At 28.5% G+C, this 20,649-nt stretch carries 18 protein-coding genes and 1 riboswitch; of the genes, 14 read left to right on the top strand and 4 right to left on the bottom strand.

The window, feature by feature from the left end; genetic code table 11:
• Nucleotides 1-91 precede the first annotated feature (91 nt).
• From NWE74_RS10740 to NWE74_RS10730, 3 genes are all read left to right on the top strand, one after another.
• A complete protein-coding gene (locus tag NWE74_RS10740; protein ID WP_258243168.1) occupies nucleotides 92-2,233 on the top strand; it encodes a Tex family protein in 2,142 nt (713 codons plus the stop codon).
• A gap of 22 nt (nucleotides 2,234-2,255) precedes the next feature.
• Nucleotides 2,256-3,413 carry an amidohydrolase gene (locus tag NWE74_RS10735; RefSeq protein WP_258243167.1) on the top strand — a complete coding sequence of 386 codons (1,158 nt, stop codon included), beginning with the start codon at nucleotides 2,256-2,258 and terminating at the stop codon, nucleotides 3,411-3,413.
• 128 nt (nucleotides 3,414-3,541) lie between these two features.
• Nucleotides 3,542-3,660, top strand: a riboswitch (FMN riboswitch).
• 128 nt (nucleotides 3,661-3,788) lie between these two features.
• Nucleotides 3,789-4,403 (top strand): ECF transporter S component, encoded by a 615-nt coding sequence (locus tag NWE74_RS10730; RefSeq protein ID WP_258243166.1) that lies wholly within the window; start codon nucleotides 3,789-3,791, stop codon nucleotides 4,401-4,403.
• 568 nt (nucleotides 4,404-4,971) lie between these two features.
• Here the strand turns inward: NWE74_RS10730 and NWE74_RS10725 are convergent.
• Nucleotides 4,972-5,745, bottom strand: coding sequence for a CAP domain-containing protein (locus NWE74_RS10725; protein ID WP_258243165.1), 774 nt, complete (start codon nucleotides 5,743-5,745; stop codon nucleotides 4,972-4,974).
• A gap of 699 nt (nucleotides 5,746-6,444) precedes the next feature.
• Here NWE74_RS10725 and tsaE point away from each other — a divergent pair.
• From tsaE to tsaD, 4 genes are read left to right on the top strand one after another with little or no spacing between them, the layout of a single operon-like run.
• Complete coding sequence (tsaE, locus tag NWE74_RS10720; RefSeq protein ID WP_258243164.1) at nucleotides 6,445-6,897, top strand: tRNA (adenosine(37)-N6)-threonylcarbamoyltransferase complex ATPase subunit type 1 TsaE; 453 nt, start codon at nucleotides 6,445-6,447, stop codon at nucleotides 6,895-6,897.
• Nucleotides 6,897-7,613 (top strand): tRNA (adenosine(37)-N6)-threonylcarbamoyltransferase complex dimerization subunit type 1 TsaB, encoded by a 717-nt coding sequence (tsaB, locus tag NWE74_RS10715; protein ID WP_258243163.1) that lies wholly within the window; start codon nucleotides 6,897-6,899, stop codon nucleotides 7,611-7,613. The genes tsaE and tsaB overlap by 1 nt, the downstream gene beginning before the upstream one ends.
• Nucleotides 7,603-8,061, top strand: coding sequence for a ribosomal protein S18-alanine N-acetyltransferase (gene rimI / locus NWE74_RS10710; RefSeq protein WP_258243162.1), 459 nt, complete (start codon nucleotides 7,603-7,605; stop codon nucleotides 8,059-8,061). The genes tsaB and rimI overlap by 11 nt, the downstream gene beginning before the upstream one ends.
• Nucleotides 8,061-9,077 (top strand): tRNA (adenosine(37)-N6)-threonylcarbamoyltransferase complex transferase subunit TsaD, encoded by a 1,017-nt coding sequence (tsaD, locus tag NWE74_RS10705; RefSeq protein ID WP_258243161.1) that lies wholly within the window; start codon nucleotides 8,061-8,063, stop codon nucleotides 9,075-9,077. Before rimI ends, tsaD begins: the two co-directional genes overlap by 1 nt.
• Before the next feature lie 76 nt (nucleotides 9,078-9,153).
• On the opposite strand, the gene NWE74_RS10700 is transcribed toward tsaD, so the two are convergent.
• Complete coding sequence (locus NWE74_RS10700) at nucleotides 9,154-10,530, bottom strand: MATE family efflux transporter (protein WP_258243160.1); 1,377 nt, start codon at nucleotides 10,528-10,530, stop codon at nucleotides 9,154-9,156.
• Between the two features lie 392 nt (nucleotides 10,531-10,922).
• On the opposite strand from NWE74_RS10700, the gene NWE74_RS10695 reads away from it, so the two are divergent.
• The 3 genes from NWE74_RS10695 to NWE74_RS10685 are packed head-to-tail and all read left to right on the top strand — an operon-like array spanning nucleotide 10,923 to nucleotide 13,412.
• Nucleotides 10,923-11,894 carry a S8 family serine peptidase gene (locus NWE74_RS10695; protein WP_258243159.1) on the top strand — a complete coding sequence of 324 codons (972 nt, stop codon included), beginning with the start codon at nucleotides 10,923-10,925 and terminating at the stop codon, nucleotides 11,892-11,894.
• A gap of 2 nt (nucleotides 11,895-11,896) precedes the next feature.
• Nucleotides 11,897-12,745, top strand: coding sequence for a hypothetical protein (locus tag NWE74_RS10690; protein WP_258243158.1), 849 nt, complete (start codon nucleotides 11,897-11,899; stop codon nucleotides 12,743-12,745).
• 16 nt (nucleotides 12,746-12,761) lie between these two features.
• Entirely contained in the window at nucleotides 12,762-13,412 is a 651-nt protein-coding gene (locus NWE74_RS10685; protein ID WP_258243157.1) for a hypothetical protein, read from the top strand.
• A gap of 130 nt (nucleotides 13,413-13,542) precedes the next feature.
• Here NWE74_RS10685 and NWE74_RS10680 read toward each other — a convergent pair whose 3' ends face one another.
• A complete protein-coding gene (locus NWE74_RS10680) occupies nucleotides 13,543-15,456 on the bottom strand; it encodes an ABC-F family ATP-binding cassette domain-containing protein (RefSeq protein ID WP_258243156.1) in 1,914 nt (637 codons plus the stop codon).
• Nucleotides 15,457-15,585: 129 nt separating this feature from the next.
• Between NWE74_RS10680 and NWE74_RS10675 the strand changes: the two genes are divergently transcribed.
• A complete protein-coding gene (locus tag NWE74_RS10675) occupies nucleotides 15,586-16,221 on the top strand; it encodes a redox-sensing transcriptional repressor Rex (protein ID WP_170139201.1) in 636 nt (211 codons plus the stop codon).
• 162 nt (nucleotides 16,222-16,383) lie between these two features.
• On the opposite strand, the gene NWE74_RS10670 is transcribed toward NWE74_RS10675, so the two are convergent.
• Nucleotides 16,384-16,554 carry a DUF362 domain-containing protein gene (locus NWE74_RS10670; protein WP_258243155.1) on the bottom strand — a complete coding sequence of 57 codons (171 nt, stop codon included), beginning with the start codon at nucleotides 16,552-16,554 and terminating at the stop codon, nucleotides 16,384-16,386.
• 447 nt (nucleotides 16,555-17,001) lie between these two features.
• Between NWE74_RS10670 and cooS the strand changes: the two genes are divergently transcribed.
• The 3 genes from cooS to NWE74_RS10655 are packed head-to-tail and all read left to right on the top strand — an operon-like array spanning nucleotide 17,002 to nucleotide 20,609.
• On the top strand, nucleotides 17,002-18,903 hold the full coding sequence (cooS, locus tag NWE74_RS10665; protein WP_258243154.1) for an anaerobic carbon-monoxide dehydrogenase catalytic subunit: 1,902 nt from the start codon (nucleotides 17,002-17,004) through the stop codon (nucleotides 18,901-18,903).
• Entirely contained in the window at nucleotides 18,896-19,351 is a 456-nt protein-coding gene (locus NWE74_RS10660; RefSeq protein WP_258243153.1) for a 4Fe-4S dicluster domain-containing protein, read from the top strand. The genes cooS and NWE74_RS10660 overlap by 8 nt, the downstream gene beginning before the upstream one ends.
• Nucleotides 19,341-20,609, top strand: coding sequence for an NAD(P)/FAD-dependent oxidoreductase (locus NWE74_RS10655; RefSeq protein ID WP_258243152.1), 1,269 nt, complete (start codon nucleotides 19,341-19,343; stop codon nucleotides 20,607-20,609). The genes NWE74_RS10660 and NWE74_RS10655 overlap by 11 nt, the downstream gene beginning before the upstream one ends.
• Nucleotides 20,610-20,649: the final 40 nt, after the last annotated feature.

Raw genomic sequence — 20,649 nt, 5'->3', positions numbered from 1 at the left:
TTGAGAATTTAATTCTCGAGCCTTATTTTAAAGTTATATAAAATACTTAAAAATTAAATATACCTAAATAAGCGAAAGAAGAGGGATTCATATGAATATAAATGAAATATTAAAAAAAGAACTTAATCTAAGAGATGACCAAGTAAACAATACTATAAAACTTATAGATGAAGGTAACACAATCCCATTTATAGCTAGATACAGAAAAGAAATGACTGGAGAAATGAGCGATGTAACTCTAAGAGAATTTCATGATAAATTGATGTATTTAAGAAATTTACAAAGTAGAAAAGATGATGTAGTAAGAATAATTGAAGAACAGGGAAAATTAACAGAAGAAATAAAAGTAAATATAGAAAAAGCACATACTCTTCAAGAAGTGGAAGACATATATGCTCCATATAAACAAAAGAAAAGAACTAGAGCTACTATAGCAAAAGAAAAGGGATTAGAGGGCTTAGCATTAGCTATTTTAAATACAAATATAGAAAATTTAGATATTGAAGCTGAAAAATATATAAATGAAGAAAAGGAAGTAAGCTCAATAGAAGAAGCTTTAAAAGGAGCTAAAGATATAATAGCTGAAATCGTATCAGATGATGCAAAAATAAGAAAACATATAAGAGAGCTTGCATTAAAAGAGGGTATTATAGTAACGAAAAATTCTCAGGAAGAAAAATCTGTATATGATATGTACTATGATTATAGTGAATCAGTAAAAACTATAGCTCCTCATAGAGTATTAGCTATAAATAGAGGAGAAAAAGAAAGTTTTTTAAAGGTTAAATTAGAAATAAATAATGAAAAAGTAATAAATCATATAATAAATGAATATGTAAAAAATGATAACTTTAAAAATAAACAAGAAATAGTTTCATCTATAGAGGATGCATACAAAAGATTAATATTTCCTTCTATAGAAAGAGAAATAAGAAACCATTTAACTGAATTAGCTCAAGAAAGAGCGATAAGTGTATTTGGTAAAAATATAAAAAGCCTTTTATTACAATCACCAGTTAAAGATAAAGTTGTAATGGGATTTGACCCAGCATTTAGAACAGGATGCAAGATTGCGGTTGTAGATAAAAATGGAAAGCTACTAGACTTTACAACGGTATATCCAACAGAACCACAAAATAATGTAGAAGGTGCAAAGAAAACTCTTAAAGAATTAATAAATACTCATGGAATAGATATCATAGCTATTGGAAATGGAACTGCATCGAGAGAATCTGAAAAATTTGTATCAGATATGATAAAGGAAATAGAGAGACCTATCCAATATATAATAGTTAATGAAGCTGGAGCATCAGTTTATTCTGCATCAGAATTGGCTAATGAAGAGCATCCAGATATAAATGTATCTATAAGAGGAGCTATATCTATAGGAAGAAGATTACAGGATCCATTGGCAGAACTAGTAAAAATAGATCCTAAAAGTATAGGGGTAGGTCAATATCAGCATGATTTAAATCAAAAAAGATTAGCTGAAGTATTAGGTGGAGTTGTAGAAGACTCAGTTAATAGCGTAGGTGTAGATTTAAATACAGCATCATATTCTTTATTAGAGCATATTGCAGGTATAAGTAAAACTATAGCTAAAAATATAGTAGCATATAGAGAAGAAAATGGAGACTTTACGTCTAGGGCACAGTTGAAAAAAGTAAAGAGATTAGGTCCTCAAGCATTTACACAATGTGCAGGATTTATGAGAATACTGGATGCTAAAAATCCTTTAGATAATACAGGCGTTCATCCAGAGAGCTATGATACTTGTAAAAAAATGTTAGAAATTTTAGGATACTCATTAAAGGATATAGAAAATAAAAATATAGAAGAAATTGATTCTAAGATTAATGAAGTAGGTATAAAACAATTAAGTGATAATTTAGAAATCGGCCAATTAACCCTAAAAGATATAATAGCTGAAATTAAAAAACCAGGAAGAGATCCTAGAGAAGAAGGTATAAAACCTATACTTAGAACGGATGTATTAAAAATAGAAGATATCCAAGAAGAAATGGTTCTAAAAGGTACAGTTAGAAATGTAGTAGACTTTGGAGCTTTCGTAGATATTGGAATAAAAAATGATGGTTTAGTTCATAAATCTCAAATGAGTAAATCATTTGTAAAAGATCCTATGTCTATAGTCACAGTAGGAGATATTGTAGACGTAAAAGTTATAGGAGTTGACATGAATAAGCAAAGAGTGGCTTTATCAATGAAGATATAAGCTTATATTAGGAGGAGAATATATGATATTCATAAAAAATGGAACAATAAATACTATAACTAACGGGATAGTTGAAGAAAATATAATTATAGAAAATGGAAAGATAGTGGCTATTGGAAAAAATTTAGATGTACCATCAGATGCACAAGTTATAGATGCAGATGGTAAGTTTGTATTCCCTGGATTTATAGATGCCCATACTCATTTAGGATTATGGGAAGATGGAATGGGATTTGAAGGTGCAGATGGAAATGAGGAAACTGATCCAATAACTCCACACCTAAATCCAATAGATGGTATAAATCCAATGGATAATACTTTTAAAGAAGCAGTTCAAGGAGGTATAACAGCGGTATGTACAACTCCAGGAAGTGCAAATGTAATGGGTGGCCAATGTATAGCTATAAAAACATTTGGTAGAAGAATAGATAAAATGGTTATAAAAAATCCTGTTGCATCTAAGATAGCTTTTGGTGAAAATCCCAAAAGTTGTTATGGAAGAGATGAGAAAATGCCTCAGACTAGAATGGCTATAGCTTCATTACTAAGAGAAAATTTAAAAAAGGCAGAAGAGTATTTAGATGAAATGGATTTATACATGGAGCATGAAGATCATGATAAGCCAGAGTATGATATAAGAATGGAGAGCTTATTGCCAGTGCTTAAAGGAGAAGTGCCATTTAAAGTTCATGCACATAGAGCGGATGATATATTTACAGCTATAAGAATAGCTAAAGAATTTGATCTAAAACTTACACTAGATCACTGTACAGAAGGTCACTTAATAGTTGAAGAATTAGTAGAAGAAGGATATCCAGTAATTGTGGGTCCTTCATTAACAGAAAAATCTAAAATAGAATTAAGAAATTTAACTTTTGATACAGCGGGAATATTATCTAATGCAGGACTAGATATATGTTTAATGACAGACCATCCTGTAATTCCTGTTCAGTATTTACCGTTATGTGCAGGTATAGCTGTTAAGCATGGTATGAAAAAAGAAAAAGCCTTTGAAGCTATAACTATAAATCCAGCTAAAACTTTAGGTATAGATAATAAAGTAGGATCTATAGAAGTAGGAAAAGATGCAGATATAGTTATATGGGATGGGTGTCCATTAGAAATACAAAGTAATGTATTATACACTGTCATAGATGGAAAATTAGTTTACAATAAATAATTATGGGTATAAAAATATAGTCGTCGTAATTAATTAACAGGTAATATAAGGTATATAAAAAAATTAGTTGACTTTGAGAGTTTAAATTAATACTATATAAATATAAGAATGGAAAAATCAATAGTAAGATAGATCTTCGGGGCAGGGTGAAATTCCCTACCGGCGGTACAGCCCGCGAGCTACATTTGTAGCATGATTTGGTGAAATTCCAAAGCCGACAGTAAAGTCTGGATGAGAGAAGAAGCAAATTTTTTACATTGTCTATTTATATACAATAAATTATGTATATTATATAACTTGCGCTCAAAAAATAAGCTCGAAGATAGATCTCTTCGAGCTTTTGTTTTTCCTAATAAAATTAGGAGGTTATATTTTATGCAAGGAACTTTAGAAAATAAAAGTGTTTTTAAAACATCTACATTAGTAAAGGTAGGAATTCTATCTGCAATTGGATATATATTAATGTTTATATCTGTTCCAATTCCAATGTTATTTCCAGAATTTCTAAAAATAGATGTATCTGATTTACCAGCATTATTAGGCGGAATTGCGCTAGGACCTATGGCAGGTGTTGCTATAGCATTTCTTAAAAATTTATTACAGTTTATAACAGGTATGTCTACAACAGGTGGTGTTGGAGAATTTGCAAATTTCGTAATAGGTGGATCATTTGTTTGGACAGTTTCTTATGTTTATACAAAGAAAAGAGAAAAATCAGGAATTATAATAGGACTTATACTTGGAGTATTTGTTATGACTATAGTTGGATGTTTATCAAATTACTATATAATGCTACCATTTTATAGCACTATAATGCCGATAGAAGCAGTAATAGAAATGGGAGCAGCAATTAATCCTTATATAGTAGATAAACTGACATTTGTAATATGGATAATAGCTCCGTTTAATTTATTAAAAGCAACTATAATGTCATTGTTGACATTACCTTTATACAAAAGAACAGAGAAGATATTAAATAGAGTTAAATAAAATAAAACTCCCTAACTTAAATTAGGGAGTTTTTTACGTACAAATTCATTGATATCATGAAGTTTAGATCCAATACGTTAGGTTAAACTAAACGAATTTTTGCTAAAAAAAGTGATCAAAGTAAACTATAAAACTAATAATTCCAGTTACTATAGTATATATTAGAGATACTATAAAAGGGAGATTTATATTGAATTGAATATCACCGTTATTTTTTCTTGTATCACTTTCAAGTAAAAATTTATATCGTAAATCACATGCAGAAGTAGTTGCTCCACCATCACTAGAGAAAAATGCTATAAAAATAGTAACTAATATTCCTGTTAAAAAAGAAAATTCAAAAAAACTAGTTTTGAAAAGATTACACAGTATAAAATTACAAATGATAAGAATTAAAAAGGTCGAGATTATAGAAATAAGTTTTTTCAAATATAAGCCCTCCAATATTTTATTTGTAATTATATTATATTTATATAAGAGTATTTTGTGAGAGGTAATATTATGCTATAAATTATGATAAAAGAGAAAAGACACTTATTTTTAATAAGTGTCTTTTAATATAAATTTATTATTTTCCTATAAACATTTGTGTCCAGTATAATTGTCCGTTTGAAGCTTTAGCTATACCAACACCTAGCTCAGTAAAGTTAGGGTTTAATATATTTTTTCTATGACCTTCAGAGTTCATCCAAGAATTCATAACTTCAGCAGGAGTTCTTTGTCCCATTGCTATATTTTCTCCAGCTGTTTTGTAAGATATTCCGAATTGTTTCATCATATCAAATGGTGAACCATAAGTAGGAGAAGTATGGTCAAAATAGTTTTTGTTTATCATATCTTGCGATTTTGTAGTTGCAACATTAGATAATTCTTTATTTAATGTTAAAGGCTTAGCTCCAACTTTAGCTCTTTCTTGGTTAACTAAGTTTAATACTTCTTGTTGTTGAGCTGAGAATGAAGTATTAGACTCTGGTTTGTTTTCAGGTTTTACAGTATTGTTATTATTGTTGTTACTATTATTGCTGTTGCTTGAATCACCAGGAACTGAAGGTTTGTTCTCTGGAGTAGTATTAGGTTTTTCAGGCTTTACAGTATCATTGTTTGAACATCCAGAATTAGTTGGTTTGTTAACGTTACAATCTGAGTTAGTTGGTTTGTTAACGTTACAATTTTTCTTATATTTAAAACAATTTTTATTTAAATTTACACATACTATTTGTAATTTTTGATTAGAGTTCTTGCATGTAGTAGTTCTTGAATCTGCATGAGATGTAACTATGCTACCTGCCGATACTATTGATATTAATCCTGCTGCTACTAGCGTTTTTATTTGTTTTTTCATTTTAATCCACCTCTAGTTTATCTTTAATTCAGATTTCATCAAAAGGTTACAAAAAAGTTACAATTGATGATGTGAATATAGTATCACAATTAAAATAAAAATCTACATGTAAAATTATTCCTAGTATAAACATTGGATTAGGAGCTTATTTAATAATATTAGCTTAAATTAAGCCATAGCAAAGGGGTAAGGGGTTCGATTAAAGTTTATATAATGTAAAAAATTTCAATAATATATATAATTTACAATATAAAAATTAGTATATTTTTAGAAAATTAAAAAGCACTTACTTAAAAAAGTAAGTGCTAGGGGGAATAAGGAATATTTAATATTTGGGGGAGTAAATATCCTTTGTATTTAAATTATGGTCAATAGTTCAGAACCGTATACACATTTTTACAAAAAAAATAAAAAAATATAAATTATAAGAAAATTGAAAATAAAATTTAAATATAAATAAAATGAAAGTTAAAAAATCAACAATAATATAGTTTATACTTATAAATACTTTATAATAATACATTGTTATAATATAATAATATCTAGTTGACTATTATTAATAGTTTGTTTATTTATAAAACAAATAGTATTGTTATAATATAAATGAATATAGTTGATAATTATAATTAAGATATTTTTATAAATGAATATATATTTGAAATATATAGTTATTACATAAATTTTTATGGAGATGAAATTATGGTTAATATATACTTAGAAAATGAACAAAAAACAAAAGAAATCGGATATAAATTAGGAACTTTACTGCAACCAGGTAGTGTAATTTGCTTAATAGGTGATTTAGGAGCAGGTAAAACGACAATGACACAAAGCTTAGCAGAAGCTTTAGAAGTTGATGATTATATAACTAGTCCTACATTTACTATAGTAAATGAATACGAAGGAAAGATGCCTTTATATCATTTTGATGTTTATAGAATCGGTAGTAGTGATGAAATGTATGAAATTGGTTACGATGAGTACATAAATGGAGAAGGTGTTTGTATCATAGAGTGGGCAAATCTTATAGAAGATATACTTCCAGAAGAATATTTACATATAGAGCTGAAATATAAAGATATGTCTAGAGAAATGATATTAAATCCAGTGGGAAAAAAATATGAAGAAATAGTTGAGGAGTTGACAAAATAATGAAGGTTTTAGGAATAGATACATCTTCATTAGCTGCAAGTGTTGCAGTTATTGAAGATAATAAATTAATTTGTGAGTACACTATAAATACTAAGAAAACTCATTCTCAAAAGCTTATGCCTATGATTGAAAATATGCTTAAAATAAGTGATATTAATATCAATGAAATAGATGTATTAGCTGTTTGTGAAGGTCCAGGATCATTTACAGGATTAAGAATAGGAATGTCTACTGCAAAAGCTATATCACATGTGAATAATTTACCTATAGTAGGAGTTAATTCAGTTGAATTATTGGCTGCAAATATGAATTTATGTGATAAAAAGATATGTTCTATATTAGATGCACAAAGAACTCAAGTATATATGGGTCAATATAAATTTGAGAATAATGAACTAGTAGAATTAAAGTCAGTTGATGTAGTAGAAATAGATGATTTATTAGAAGAATTATCGCAAACTAATGAAGAGTGGATAATAGTTGGAGAAGCAGTATACAAGTACGAGGACAAGATAAAATTAAAATCTAATATACATATACCTGCACCTTCTCATAATGTAAATAAAGCAAGTAGCTTATGCTCTGTTGCTATAAATAAATATAATAAAAATATAAATGTATATGATTGTTTCGGAATAAATCCATTATATATAAGAAAATCTCAAGCAGAAGTTCAATATGATGAAAAAATGAAGAGGATACAAAATGGAAAATAATTTAGTAATAGAGCAAATGACATCGAAAGATATAGATGGTGTTTTTCAAGTAGAAAAAGACTGCTTTGAACATCATTGGTCTAAGGATGCTTTTAAAAAAGAACTTAATAATGATGTTGCAAGATATTTAGTTGCAAAAATAGATAATAAAGTAGTAGGCTATGTTGGAATATGGTTTGTTATGGATGAAGGACAGATTACCAATGTAGCTGTACACAGTGAATATAGAGGATTAAAAATAGGAGATAAGCTAGTGAACGCATTAGTAGAATTATGTAGAGCTAATAGTATAGTTGCAATGACATTAGAAGTAAGAGTATCTAATATTGTTGCTCAAAATCTTTATAAAAAATATGGATTTAAACTAGCTGGAATTAGAAAAGAATATTATAGCGACAATAAAGAGGATGCTATGATAATGTGGAATGATATAAAGGCGGTGAAGTAATGAAAGATATAATAACACTATCTATAGAAAGTAGCTGCGATGAAACTTCTATAGCAGTTTTAAGAAATGGTAGAGAAGTATTATCAAACGTAGTAAACACTCAAATAGAATTACATAAAAAATTTGGTGGAGTAGTACCAGAAGTAGCATCAAGAAAGCATATAGAAAATATAGATGAAGTTTTAGATGAAGCATTAAAACAAGCGAATATTACGTTAAATGATGCTGATCATATAGCTGTAACATATGGCCCAGGTTTAGCAGGAGCTTTACTTGTTGGTTTATCTTATGCAAAAGCACTTGCATATACAACAGACAAACCATTAGTAGGAGTAAACCACATAGAAGGACACGTTAGTGCTAATTATATAGAACATAAAGATTTGAAACCACCATTTATAACTCTTATTGTTTCAGGAGGACATACTCATCTAGTAGAAGTTAAAAATTATGGTGAATATGAAATTTTAGGTAGAACTAGAGATGATGCATCAGGTGAAGCATTTGATAAAATAGCAAGAGCTATGGAATTAGGTTATCCAGGTGGTCCGATAATTGATAGATTAGCAAAGCAAGGCAACAAAAATGCTATAGATTTCCCAAGGGCATACCTAGATGATGGATATGATTTTAGTTTTAGTGGATTAAAATCAGCTGTATTAAATTATTTAAATGCTAAGAAGATGAAAAAAGAAGATATAATAGTGGAAGATGTATGTGCATCATTCCAAGAAGCTGTTGTTGAAGTGTTATCTAATAAAGCTATAAAAGCTGCAATAGAAAAAGGATATAATACAATAGCACTTGCTGGTGGGGTAGCATGTAACTCAGCTCTTAGAGAGAAAATAACAGAGTTAGGTAAGACAAAAAATATAGATATAAAATATCCACCAATAGATTTATGTACTGATAATGCTGCGATGATAGGATGTGCAGGATATTATAACTTTATCAATGGAAGAAGAGATGATATGAGTCTTAATGCAGTTCCAAATCTAAGAATAGGTCAAAAATAATTTATTATAAATATAAAATGTATAAAAAGGAGTTCAGATGTGATTATTTTCACTTTCTGAACTCCTTTTATTAATTTTAATTTATTTCTTTAACTATGTTAGCTGCCCATTTTTTAGAAAGAGCTCGTGGAACACCAAATATAAACTTAAATATTTCTTCAGCATACGTAAGTAAAACTAAGATATATATTGGAGCACCGTAAAATGCTGCTAAGAATGTTAGTGGTATTGAAGCAAACCACATACATCCTAATTCTAAAAACAGTGCATATTTTGTATCTCCACCACTTCTTAAAATACCGATAACTATCAAAGTATTAAATGATTTAAGAGCCATCATAATACCCATGATTACAAATATTTTAGTAATATCAGGAGCTAAACTATCAGATACACTAAATATTTTTAGTAAGAATGGTATGTTTAATATTAACAATCCACCAAATATTAAACCAGCTAAAAAAGTAAGTGCAGAGAATTTTTTTGCATATACAATTGCTCTATCTATATTGTCAGCACCTAATTCATTTCCAAGCATTATAGATGCACCAATAGCTATACATACAGCTGTCATTATAAAGAAGTTACCTGTACTAGTAGCTATTTGACTAGCTGCTATAGCTGAAGTACCTGCTCTTGAATAAGCAACAGAGTATAAAACTGTACCTACCGCCCATGCACTGTCATTTAAGAATATTGGCATACTTTTTGATAAAAATGAAATAGTAAAATCTTTTGTTATAAGTTTTAAGTCGGATAATCCAAATCTTAAAACATAGTCTTTTTTCATAAAGTATACATATCCCAGTATTAAAACTAACTCAACCATTCTAGCAGTGACTGTTGCTATAGCAGCACCTTTTACACCTAACATTGGAAGTCCTAAGTTTCCAAATATAAGACCATAATTAAGTATTATATTAACTACTAGTGCAGCTGAACTACAAAACATACCTAATTTAGGATTTCTTACTCCTCTTGATCCCATACTAAATACAGTACTAATAGCAATAAGTGGATAACAAAAAACTACAATGCTAAAATATTCTGTACATAACTTGATAACTTCAGGATCATAAGAAAATATATGAATTATATTAGTAGGTATAACTAAAGCTGGTATAAAGAAAAATAAACTAAGTATTATTGCTAATAAAGTACTAAATCCAGTTACTTTACGTATATTAGTTACATCACCTTTTCCAAAAAATTGAGAAATAAATACTCCTGCTCCTCCAGTGATACCAGATAATGACATGTTAAATAAGAAGAAAAACTGATTAGCAACTCCTATTGAAGCAACTGAACTCTCTCCTAAACTACTTATCATCATGGTATCTATTACATTTACAGAAGTAGATATAAGTTGTTGAATAATTATAGGTATACATAATGAAACAAGTATTTTATAAAACCTTTTATTATCCGAATCTAAAGTAAATAATCCCTGCAAATAATCACCTCTTGATATAAAATTTTATGATATAAATAATAGCATAATAAATAAATAATGTAACTAAGAAAATTAAAAAAATACTATATAAAAAATAAAATATAACTTTATATTTAGTTTGATTTTACGATTAAATAAATATTCACGTCGAAAAAAAGACCATTCACGCAAAAAATGTTGATTTCTACCTTTTTTTTTATATACTTAACGTAGGTTAATGTATAAAATGCTTATTTTAGAACTAATTATATTTGATCTGATATAAAAATAAATATTACTAAAATTCTAGACAAAATACCTAATCTTTTACAACTCAATTAATTACCATTATACCATTGACAGAAGGAGGTTATATCAATCAAAAAATATATTAATTACGAGTTATTATATCAATGAAACATAGTGTTTATATGGAAAAAAAAATTAGAATAATTAAAATGTTTTTTATTTTATTAATGTCGATATTGATAATTAAATGTGTTGTTTCAAGTATCAATGAAAATAAGATTAAAGACTATAAAGAGGATGAAAATAGAGATATTACACTTTTGGAAAGTATACCTAAAGATTATAAAACTTGGGGGATACGAGCGATTAACTATACTAATGAAAACTTATCTTCTAATAGTTACAAAAAAATTAAAATTGCTATTTTAGATAGTGGAATAAATCAAGCTCATCAGGAACTAAGAGAAAAAGTAAAAGAAATGAGTAATTTTACGAAATCAAATTCAAAAGATAACTTAAATCATGGTACACCTATTGCGGGAATTTTAGCATCTAATAATAAGTTAAAGGGAATTTTAGGAAACTTAGAGATATATAGTGCAAAAATTATAAATGATGATGGTACTATTCATGAAGACAGTGTAATAGATGCTATTAATTGGGCTATAGAAAAAGATGTAGATATTATTAATATGAGTTTTGGATTTAGACATAATTCAGCAAAGCTAGAAAAAGCAATTAACCTTGCCATTCAAAATAACATACTAATAGTTGCATCTGCTGGAAATAAGTATGGTTTAAATACTGATTATCCTGCAAGATACAGGGATGTAATATCGGTTGGGAGTATTAATTCTAACTTAGAGTTAAGTAAGTTTAACCCTGTTGACAAAATAGACTTTGTAGCACCTGGAGAAAAAATTTTAAGCGCTTCTAATTTAGGCGGATATAAACTATATGTAGGTTCATCTTTCTCAACACCATTTGTTACAGGGGTTATTGGAAGATGTATTATAGATAAAAACATAAAAAAGGATGAAAATAGATTGTCAAAAGTATATAATTATCTTTTGGAAAATTCAATATCGATAAAAGATAATTTTAATATAATACAACTAATAAGAGGAGATATATAATTATGCAAAAAAAACAATTAAAAATAATTGCTATAATCTTATCTTTAGTTATAATAACAGGAGCAATACAACCAAGTAATGTTTATGCGTTATTAAATGATAAAGGTATAGAAAAAAGTATGGAAAAGGAATTGCAAAATAATTTACAAAATGATAATATTCATGTAGAAAATTTAGATTTTGTTGATAATAATTTTACTGTAGATATTTCAATAGATACCATTGATAAAGATACTATTGATACTAAGCTAGAAATTGAACCAGGATCAGATGAAATAACTATAATATCTGAAGAAGTCAGTGAAAGTGGTCAAATAGTTACTAATAAATACACAACAACAGTAGAAGAAATCAATAAAAATGAAGGAGATATCACTTTTATAAATGAGGATGAAACAAAAGAATATATATATAATAAATATTCTGGATATGCATCCAATCCACTAGCTATTCCTTTGGGTCTTGAGATAGGAGCAGCTGCATGGGCTCTTCTTGTAAAGTATGGTCATGTGATAGTTGCTTTAGGGATAGCATTTGTATTAGACTCAAAAGCTCCGAAAAGTAAAAAATATAACCATTATATGGCGAAATTAAGTAACGGAAACTTATATATAGGGAAGGGATTAACACGTGCCGAAGCTACAGCTCAAATGATGATAGAACGTGATGTATGGTCTCATACATCAGATTTAGCAAAAAAGGTAGCGGTAGCGGTAAGTAAAAGTGGTCAAGGGATAAATGAGGTAGATAAAGATAAAAAAGGGAAACCTAAGAAAGGATATTACTATCACTGGCATCCAAAAGAAAGAAAACCTAAAGCACATTCATTCTATGGAAAACCAGTAGCTTAGTATATAAAATTAAAAAATGAAATTTGAAAAATTATATAAAGACTATCTAGATAAAAAGGATTCATTAGTTTTCACAAAGGATGAAATTGTAACTTTAATTAAAGATAAGTTTAATGCAACTGAATTTGATTTTACAGATATAGATGACTTGGTAAACTATGAATTTTTTAATTATGATAAGATATCTTTAGCATTATCTATACAAAATAAAGAAATTTTAGAAAAAATTTATTCAATTGAAGAAATTCAAAGTCATGAACACGAATCTAAGTATCATAAAAAAATGAGAGTTAAATACTTTTTTATTAATTTTAAGTTAAATGACAAAGAAAAAAAAGCTGGTAAAATTCTAATAAATCAGCAAACTGGACATCGAGTAGATATAGTAATTGAAAGTTTAGATAATGAATTCATATCAGCATATGAAGTTAGGTATTGTGAGACTATGGATAAATATTTAAACGCTTTGGTTACAGGTAGATATATACAAATAAAAAATAAATATGGAAATAAATTATATAATTTAAATGAAATGGAATTAAATAAATTAGGTTTATATTCAGATGATAGACAATACATATGTAAAGATTTACATGAAAGCATAGATAATGAATCATTTAGATACTATTTAGAAAATTTATATAAGTTTGGCTTTATTGGAAATTAAGTGGATTAATTTTATTTTAATTATTAAGTAAAAAATAGTCAATTAATTTAAGCTTAGGATGTAGATAAATTTGTATGAAAATAAATTTATCTACATCCTCATTAAAAATAATTAGTGAAGAATATTAAATCTACATAAGTTCTTCCCATTGTTCGTAAAGAGAAGATAATTTGTCTTCGAAAGAAATTTTTTCTTGGCTAACATCTTTTGCTTTGTCAGGATTAGAATAAATTTCTTCTTGGCATAATAACATATCTAATTCTTCTATTTTAATTTCTGTTTCTTGAATTTCTTTTTCTATTTGTTGGAGCTTATGCCTGTTTTTCTTTTGAGCTTCACGCTGTTCTCTTTCTTTACGCTTTTCATCTTTTATTTGAGTTTTAGTTTTTTCTTCTTTTTCTTCCATTAAACTCATTTCATAGACTTGTTTCTTTTTCTCTATATAATAATCATAATTTCCTAAGTATTCGCAAATACCATTTTCATCAAGTACTAAAACTTTATCAACTACAGTGTTTAAGAAATATCTATCATGAGAAATAGTAAATATCGTTCCTGTATAACCTGATAAAGCTTCTTCTAATACCTCTTTAGAATCTATATCTAAATGGTTAGTAGGTTCATCAAGTAATAAGAAGTTTGCATTTGATAATATTAATTTTAATATAGCTACTCTGGCTCTTTCACCACCACTTAAGGTAGATATTTTTTTGAAAACTTCTTCTCCTTCAAATAGAAAAGCTCCAAGCATACTTCTTAAAGTAGTTTGAGTAAGATGAGTATTGTTTTCCCAAATTTCATCTATTATTGTATTATCAAGATTTAAAGTTTTCTGTTCCTGATGGAAATAAGATACATTCACATTAGTTCCAAATTTTATATTTCCGCATAGTGGTTGAAGTTCATTCATTATTATTTTAAATAATGTTGATTTACCGATTCCGTTAGCTCCAATAAGAGCAACTTTTTCACCTCTATAGATATCAAGGTTTAAATCTTTAAATAAAATTCTTTCTCCGTACCTCATAGAAACATCTCTTACTTGTAAAACATCATTACCGCTCGTTACAGAAGGATTAAATTCAATTCTAGCTCTTTTTCTATCACCGTCAGGTTTATCTAAAACATCAACTTTAGAAAGGGCTTTTTCTTTACTTCTAGCTCTTTTTAGATGCTTTTCTCTACCATAAGCTTTTAATCTCTCAATAGATTCTTCTTGCTTCTTTATATCTTTTTGTTGGTCTTCAAATTTTTTCTTTTCTATTTCTTTTTCTACAGCTGATAATTTAACAAAATCAGAGTAATTTCCATTGTAAGTTTTTAGTTTTTTATTATGAATTTCAAAAACTCTATTAACTACTTGATCTAAGAAATATCTATCATGAGAAATTAGTATAACAGTTCCTCTATATTGTTTTAAAAATACTTCTAACCATTCTATAGCATCAGAATCTAAGTGGTTAGTAGGTTCATCTAATAATAGAAGCGTAGGTTTTTTAAGAAGTAATTTACCTAAAAGGACTCTAGTTTTTTCTCCACCAGAAAGTATACTTATAGGCTTATCCATATCTTCATCAGAAAAACCTAGACCCTTTAAAACCCCTTTAGCTTCTGATTTATATCCATATCCATTTAACTCAGAAAATTCTTCTAACTTATGAGAATACTCATTCATAATTTTTTCTAGTTGAGAAGAATTAGGATTAGCACTTTCTTCTGCTATTTTTATTTCTAAATTTCTTAGGTACGATTCCATATCTATTAAGTCTTTGAAAACTTCTAACACCTCTTCGAATATAGTGTTATTTGAATGGAAATTAGTATTTTGCTCTAAATATCCTATTTCACAATCTTTTGAAGTGTATATATCTCCGCTATCATAACCGTATATACCAGAAATTACTTTGAATAAAGTGGTTTTTCCAGTTCCATTTACACCTATTATACCGACTTTATCACCTTCATTTACTGTAAAACTTACGTTTTCTAATATCGAATCTATTCCAAAACTTTTATTCAAGTTATTACATGACAAAACAATCATAAATTTATCCCTCCTTAAACTACCTAAAATTATAATGTTTTGGTATAATATAATCAAGGATATTGCATTAGGTTTTGAAAAATGCAATAAAATATTAAGGACTTAAAAAATATCATAGGAGGTGAAATTATGGGATCTAAAAACATATCTATGGCAGTAATAAGAAGACTACCAAAGTATCATAGATACCTTGGCGATTTATTAGATAAAGACATACAAAGAATTTCTTCAAAAGAATTAAGTGATATAATCGGTTTTACAGCGTCTCAAATAAGACAAGACTTAAATAACTTCGGTGGATTTGGACAACAAGGTTACGGATATAATGTTGGCGCTCTTCACAATGAAATTGGAAAGATATTAGGATTAGATAAACAATACAATGCTATACTTATAGGGGCTGGTAACTTAGGTCAAGCTATTGCTAACTATTCAGGGTTTAGAAAAGCTGGCTTTGAAGTAAAAGCCTTATTTGATGCTAATCCAAGAATGATAGGGCTGAAAATAAGAGAATTTGAAGTTTTAGATTCAGAGGAAATAGAAGATTACGTAAGAGATAATGATATAGATATAGCTATATTATGTATACCTAAAAATGGTGCTCAGAGTATAGTAAATAAGTTAGTTAATGTGGGTATAAAAGGAATTTGGAACTTTGCTCCAATAGATTTAGAAGTACCAAAAGATGTAATAGTAGAAAATGTAAACTTAACTGAAAGTTTATTTACATTATCATACTTAATGAAAGAAAATGAAGAAATGTAAATAATTTATTAATTAATTTAACAACAAGATGCACTAAAAAGTTGTTTACTTTTAGTGCATAAAATTATAACTTATCTAATGCTGGGTAAGTTATAATTTTTTATATACAAAAAAAGCTATCAGTTAGCATAAAACTACTTGATAGCCTTTTTATTGTAAATATTATTCTGGTTGAGGAGCATCAACAGGACAAACTCCAGCACAAGCACCACATTCGATACAAGCACCAGCATCTATAACGTATTTGCTATCTCCTTCAGATATACATTCAACTGGACATTCACCAGCACAAGCACCACAGCTTATGCAAGCATCATTTATTATGTAAGCCATCTCAAAATCCTCCCTTAATTATTATTTTATTCAGTAATATTATACCAAAATTTGGAGCAATGCACAAACCAATTAATTCTACAAGAATGTTAATATTATGACAGCTGATTTTAGCAAAAATAAAGTTATATTTAAACGTTTTCATAAAAATTAAAATTTAAATATATATCTATTAAAAATTTAATTAAATTTAAAATTTAAAACTAGTTTTTTATGGATCTAGGTATTTATCAATGTTTTAAAATATAAATATATATAAATTAATTTTTATTGAAATTTATTTAAAAAAAATGTTTAAAGGTAATATTTGGGTGGTAAATAATAAATGTAAAATAACATAGTTAAAAATTAGTCAAAAATATATCATTAAAGTCATATCATTATAATCTAATTTATATCTCAAAAAGACTAAAAATTAAATATAAAAAATTCAAGGGGGAATTTAAAATGTCTTGTAATACTTGTAGAATGTGTGAAAGTGCAGATAAAAAATTGGAAAGCTTTATAGCATCTAAGGACGTGGAAACAGCATTCCATAGAACAGAGGATCAAAAAATTAAGTGTGGGTTTGGACTTCAAGGCGTATGCTGTAGATTGTGCGCAAATGGACCCTGTAGAGTAACGCCTAAGTCGCCAAGAGGAATATGTGGAGCTGATGCGGATACAATAGTAGCTAGAAACTTTTTAAGAGCAGTGGCATCAGGTTCAGCTTGTTATTTACATGTAGTAGAAAATACTGCTAGAAACTTAAAACATCTAGGAGAGACTAAGGGTGAAATAAAAGGTTTAAATGCTTTAAATGATTTAGCTGAAAAATTTGGAATAGAAGAAAGCGATAATCACCAAAAGTGCATAAAAGTAGCTGATAAGGTTATAAATGACTTATATAAACCAAGATTTGAAAAAATGGAACTTGTTGAAAAAATTGCATATGGACCAAGAGTAAAGAGATGGAAAGAATTAGGTATAATGCCTGGAGGAGCTAAGTCAGAAGTGTTTGATGCTATAGTTAAATCATCAACAAACTTAAATAGTGATCCAGTGGATATGTTAGTTAATTGTCTAAACTTAGGTATATCAACAGGGTTATACGGGCTTACATTAACAAATCTTTTAAATGATGTTATGTTAGGAGAACCAGTTATAAGAATGGCGCCAGTAGGATTTAACGTTATAGATAAAGATTATATAAACATAATGATAACAGGACATCAACACTCAACATTCTCTCATTTCCAAGATAGATTAAAAGATGCTGATGTAGTTGCTATGGCTAAAGAGGCTGGAGCAAAAGGATTTAGACTAGTAGGATGTACATGTGTAGGTCAAGATTTACAATTAAGAGGAGAGCATTATCAAGAAGTATTTGCGGGTCATGCAGGAAACAATTTTACAAGTGAAGCAGTGCTTTCAACGGGGGCAATAGATATAGTGTTATCTGAATTTAACTGTACAATACCAGGTCTTGAGCCAATAGCTGATAAATATAAAGTAAAAATGGTTTGTTTAGATGATGTAGCTAAAAAAGCCAATGCAGAATATGTACAATTTGATAGAGAAAACTTAGAGGCTATAAGTACAGAATTAATAAATAAATCATTAGAGTCATACAAAGAAAGAAGAAGTGTAGTAGAAATAGATATACCAAGTGATCATGGATATGAACAATCTTTAACTGGTGTAAGTGAAAAGAATTTAAAAGAGTTTTTAGGAAACTCATGGAAACCACTTATAAATTTAATAGCAGAAGGAAAAATCAAAGGTATAGCTGCTGTAGTTGGATGTTCAAATATGACTGCTGGTGGACATGATATAAATACTGTTGAATTGACAAAAGAATTAATAAAGAGAGACATAATAGTACTTTCAGCTGGATGTTCAACAGGAGGACTTGAAAATGTAGGTCTTATGTCTCCAGGAGCTGAGGAATTAGCAGGAGATAACCTAAAAGAAGTATGTAAATCATTAGGAATACCACCAGTATTAAACTTTGGTCCATGTTTAGCAATAGGAAGACTAGAAATAGTTGCAACAGAAATTGCAGCAGAACTAGGAATAGATTTACCACAATTACCACTTGTATTATCAGCACCACAATGGTTGGAAGAACAAGCATTAGCTGATGGAGCATTTGGATTAGCATTAGGATTACCACTTCATTTAGCATTACCACCATTCATAACAGGTGGAAAATTAGTAACAGAAGTACTTACTGAAAAATTAAAAGACTTAACAGGAGGTCACGTTATAGTGAATCCAGACCCTAAATCTTCAGCAGATCAATTAGAAGAAATAATAATAGATAGAAGACAAAACCTAGGGTTAAAGGAAGTGGAATGTTATGCATAGAATATTAATAAATAAAGAATTATGTACTGGATGTAAAAACTGTGTTTTAGCTTGTATGCTAAAACACAGTGAAAACGACAATATATATACTCTTGATTTAGAAAATATAGATAATGATGGTAGAGGTCACATAGAACTTGATAAAGATAATAAACCTGTGCCTATAATATGTAGACATTGTGATGAGCCAGAATGTGTATTAACTTGCATGAGCGGAGCTATGAGTAAGAATAATGAAACAGGGATTGTATCATATAATGAGACTAAATGCGGTTCGTGCTATATGTGCGTAATGTCTTGTCCTTATGGCGTATTAAAAGTGGATGATAGAACGAAACAAGTTGTATTAAAATGTGATCTATGTAAAGATGAAGAATATCCTAGATGTGTAGCTAATTGTCCAAGTGGGGCATTAGAGCTACAAAAGGAGGATGCTTATGCTAGATAAGATATTTAATATGTTTAAAAGTAAAAAATCAACTGATTATGTGATTTTAGGAGCTAGTGCAGCCGGTATAAATGCTGCTAAAACTTTAAGAGAATTAGATTCAGAAGCAAATATAATAATAATATCAAAGGATGAAAAAATTTATTCTCGTTGTATGTTACACCATGTTATATCTAATCATAAGACAGTAGAAGATATTAATTTTGCAGGTGACAAATTTATAGAAGAAAATAATATAAACTGGATAAAAGGAAGAAGTGTAAAAAGCATTGATTCAGAAGAAAAATTAGTAGAGCTAGAGGATCAAATAATACAATATGATAAACTTTTAATAGCAACTGGAGCGTCAGCATTTGTACCTCCAATAAAGCATTTAAGAGATGGAAATTTTATATATACTTTAAGAAATATAGATGAAATAGATAAGATAAAAGAGAAAGCATCTCAATCTAAAAAAGTTGCTATAATAGGTGCTGGATTAGTTGGTATAGACGCATTGGCAGGACTATTGGAATATAAAAATTTAGAGGTAGCACTAGTTTATAATGGAAAACGTATATTAGATAAACAGCTAGATAAATATAGCGCATCAACATATGAAGGGAAGTTTATTGAAAAAGGAGCTAAGTTGTATCCTAACTCAGCTATAAAAGAAATAGTACTTGAAGCAAATAAAGATGTAAAAGGTATAAAATTTGAAGATGGAAGTATCCTAGAGTCTGATATGATTATAGTAGCTACAGGTGTAGTCCCAAATGCAGAGTTTATAGACAGTACAAAAATAGAGTATAATAGAGGAATAGTAATTAATGATAAATGTGAAACTACAGAAAAGGATATATATGCTGCAGGTGATGTTGTAGGAAAAAATGCAATATGGCCATTAGCAGTTAAGCAAGGTATTGTAGCTGCATATAATATGATAGGTAAAGATAAGCAAATAGATGATAGTTTTGCATTTAAAAATAGTATGAACTTTATGGGTATATCTACTGTATCATTAGGTTTGACTTCACCACCTGATGAAGAATATAAAGTTATATCTAGATGTGAAGAAAAAGGATACAAAAAATTTGTATACAAGGATAACGTTATTTATGGATTGGTAGCTCAAGGAGATATATCATATACTGGGACTATAGCCTACTTAATAAAAAATAAAATTGAAATACCTAATTTAGAAGATAGAATATTTGATGTAGGATATGCAGACTTTTTGGCACTTAAGGAGAATGGAGAATTCTGCTATAATATATAATAAAAAATAAGGCTATAGATTAATCTATAGCCTTATTTAC

Origin of the sequence: Romboutsia lituseburensis (assembly GCF_024723825.1) — a bacterium.
Classification (GTDB): Bacteria; Bacillota; Clostridia; order Peptostreptococcales; family Peptostreptococcaceae; genus Romboutsia_F; species Romboutsia_F lituseburensis_A.
Note: the sequence above shows the minus strand (reverse complement) of the source record. Positions and strands in the feature narration are given on the sequence as shown.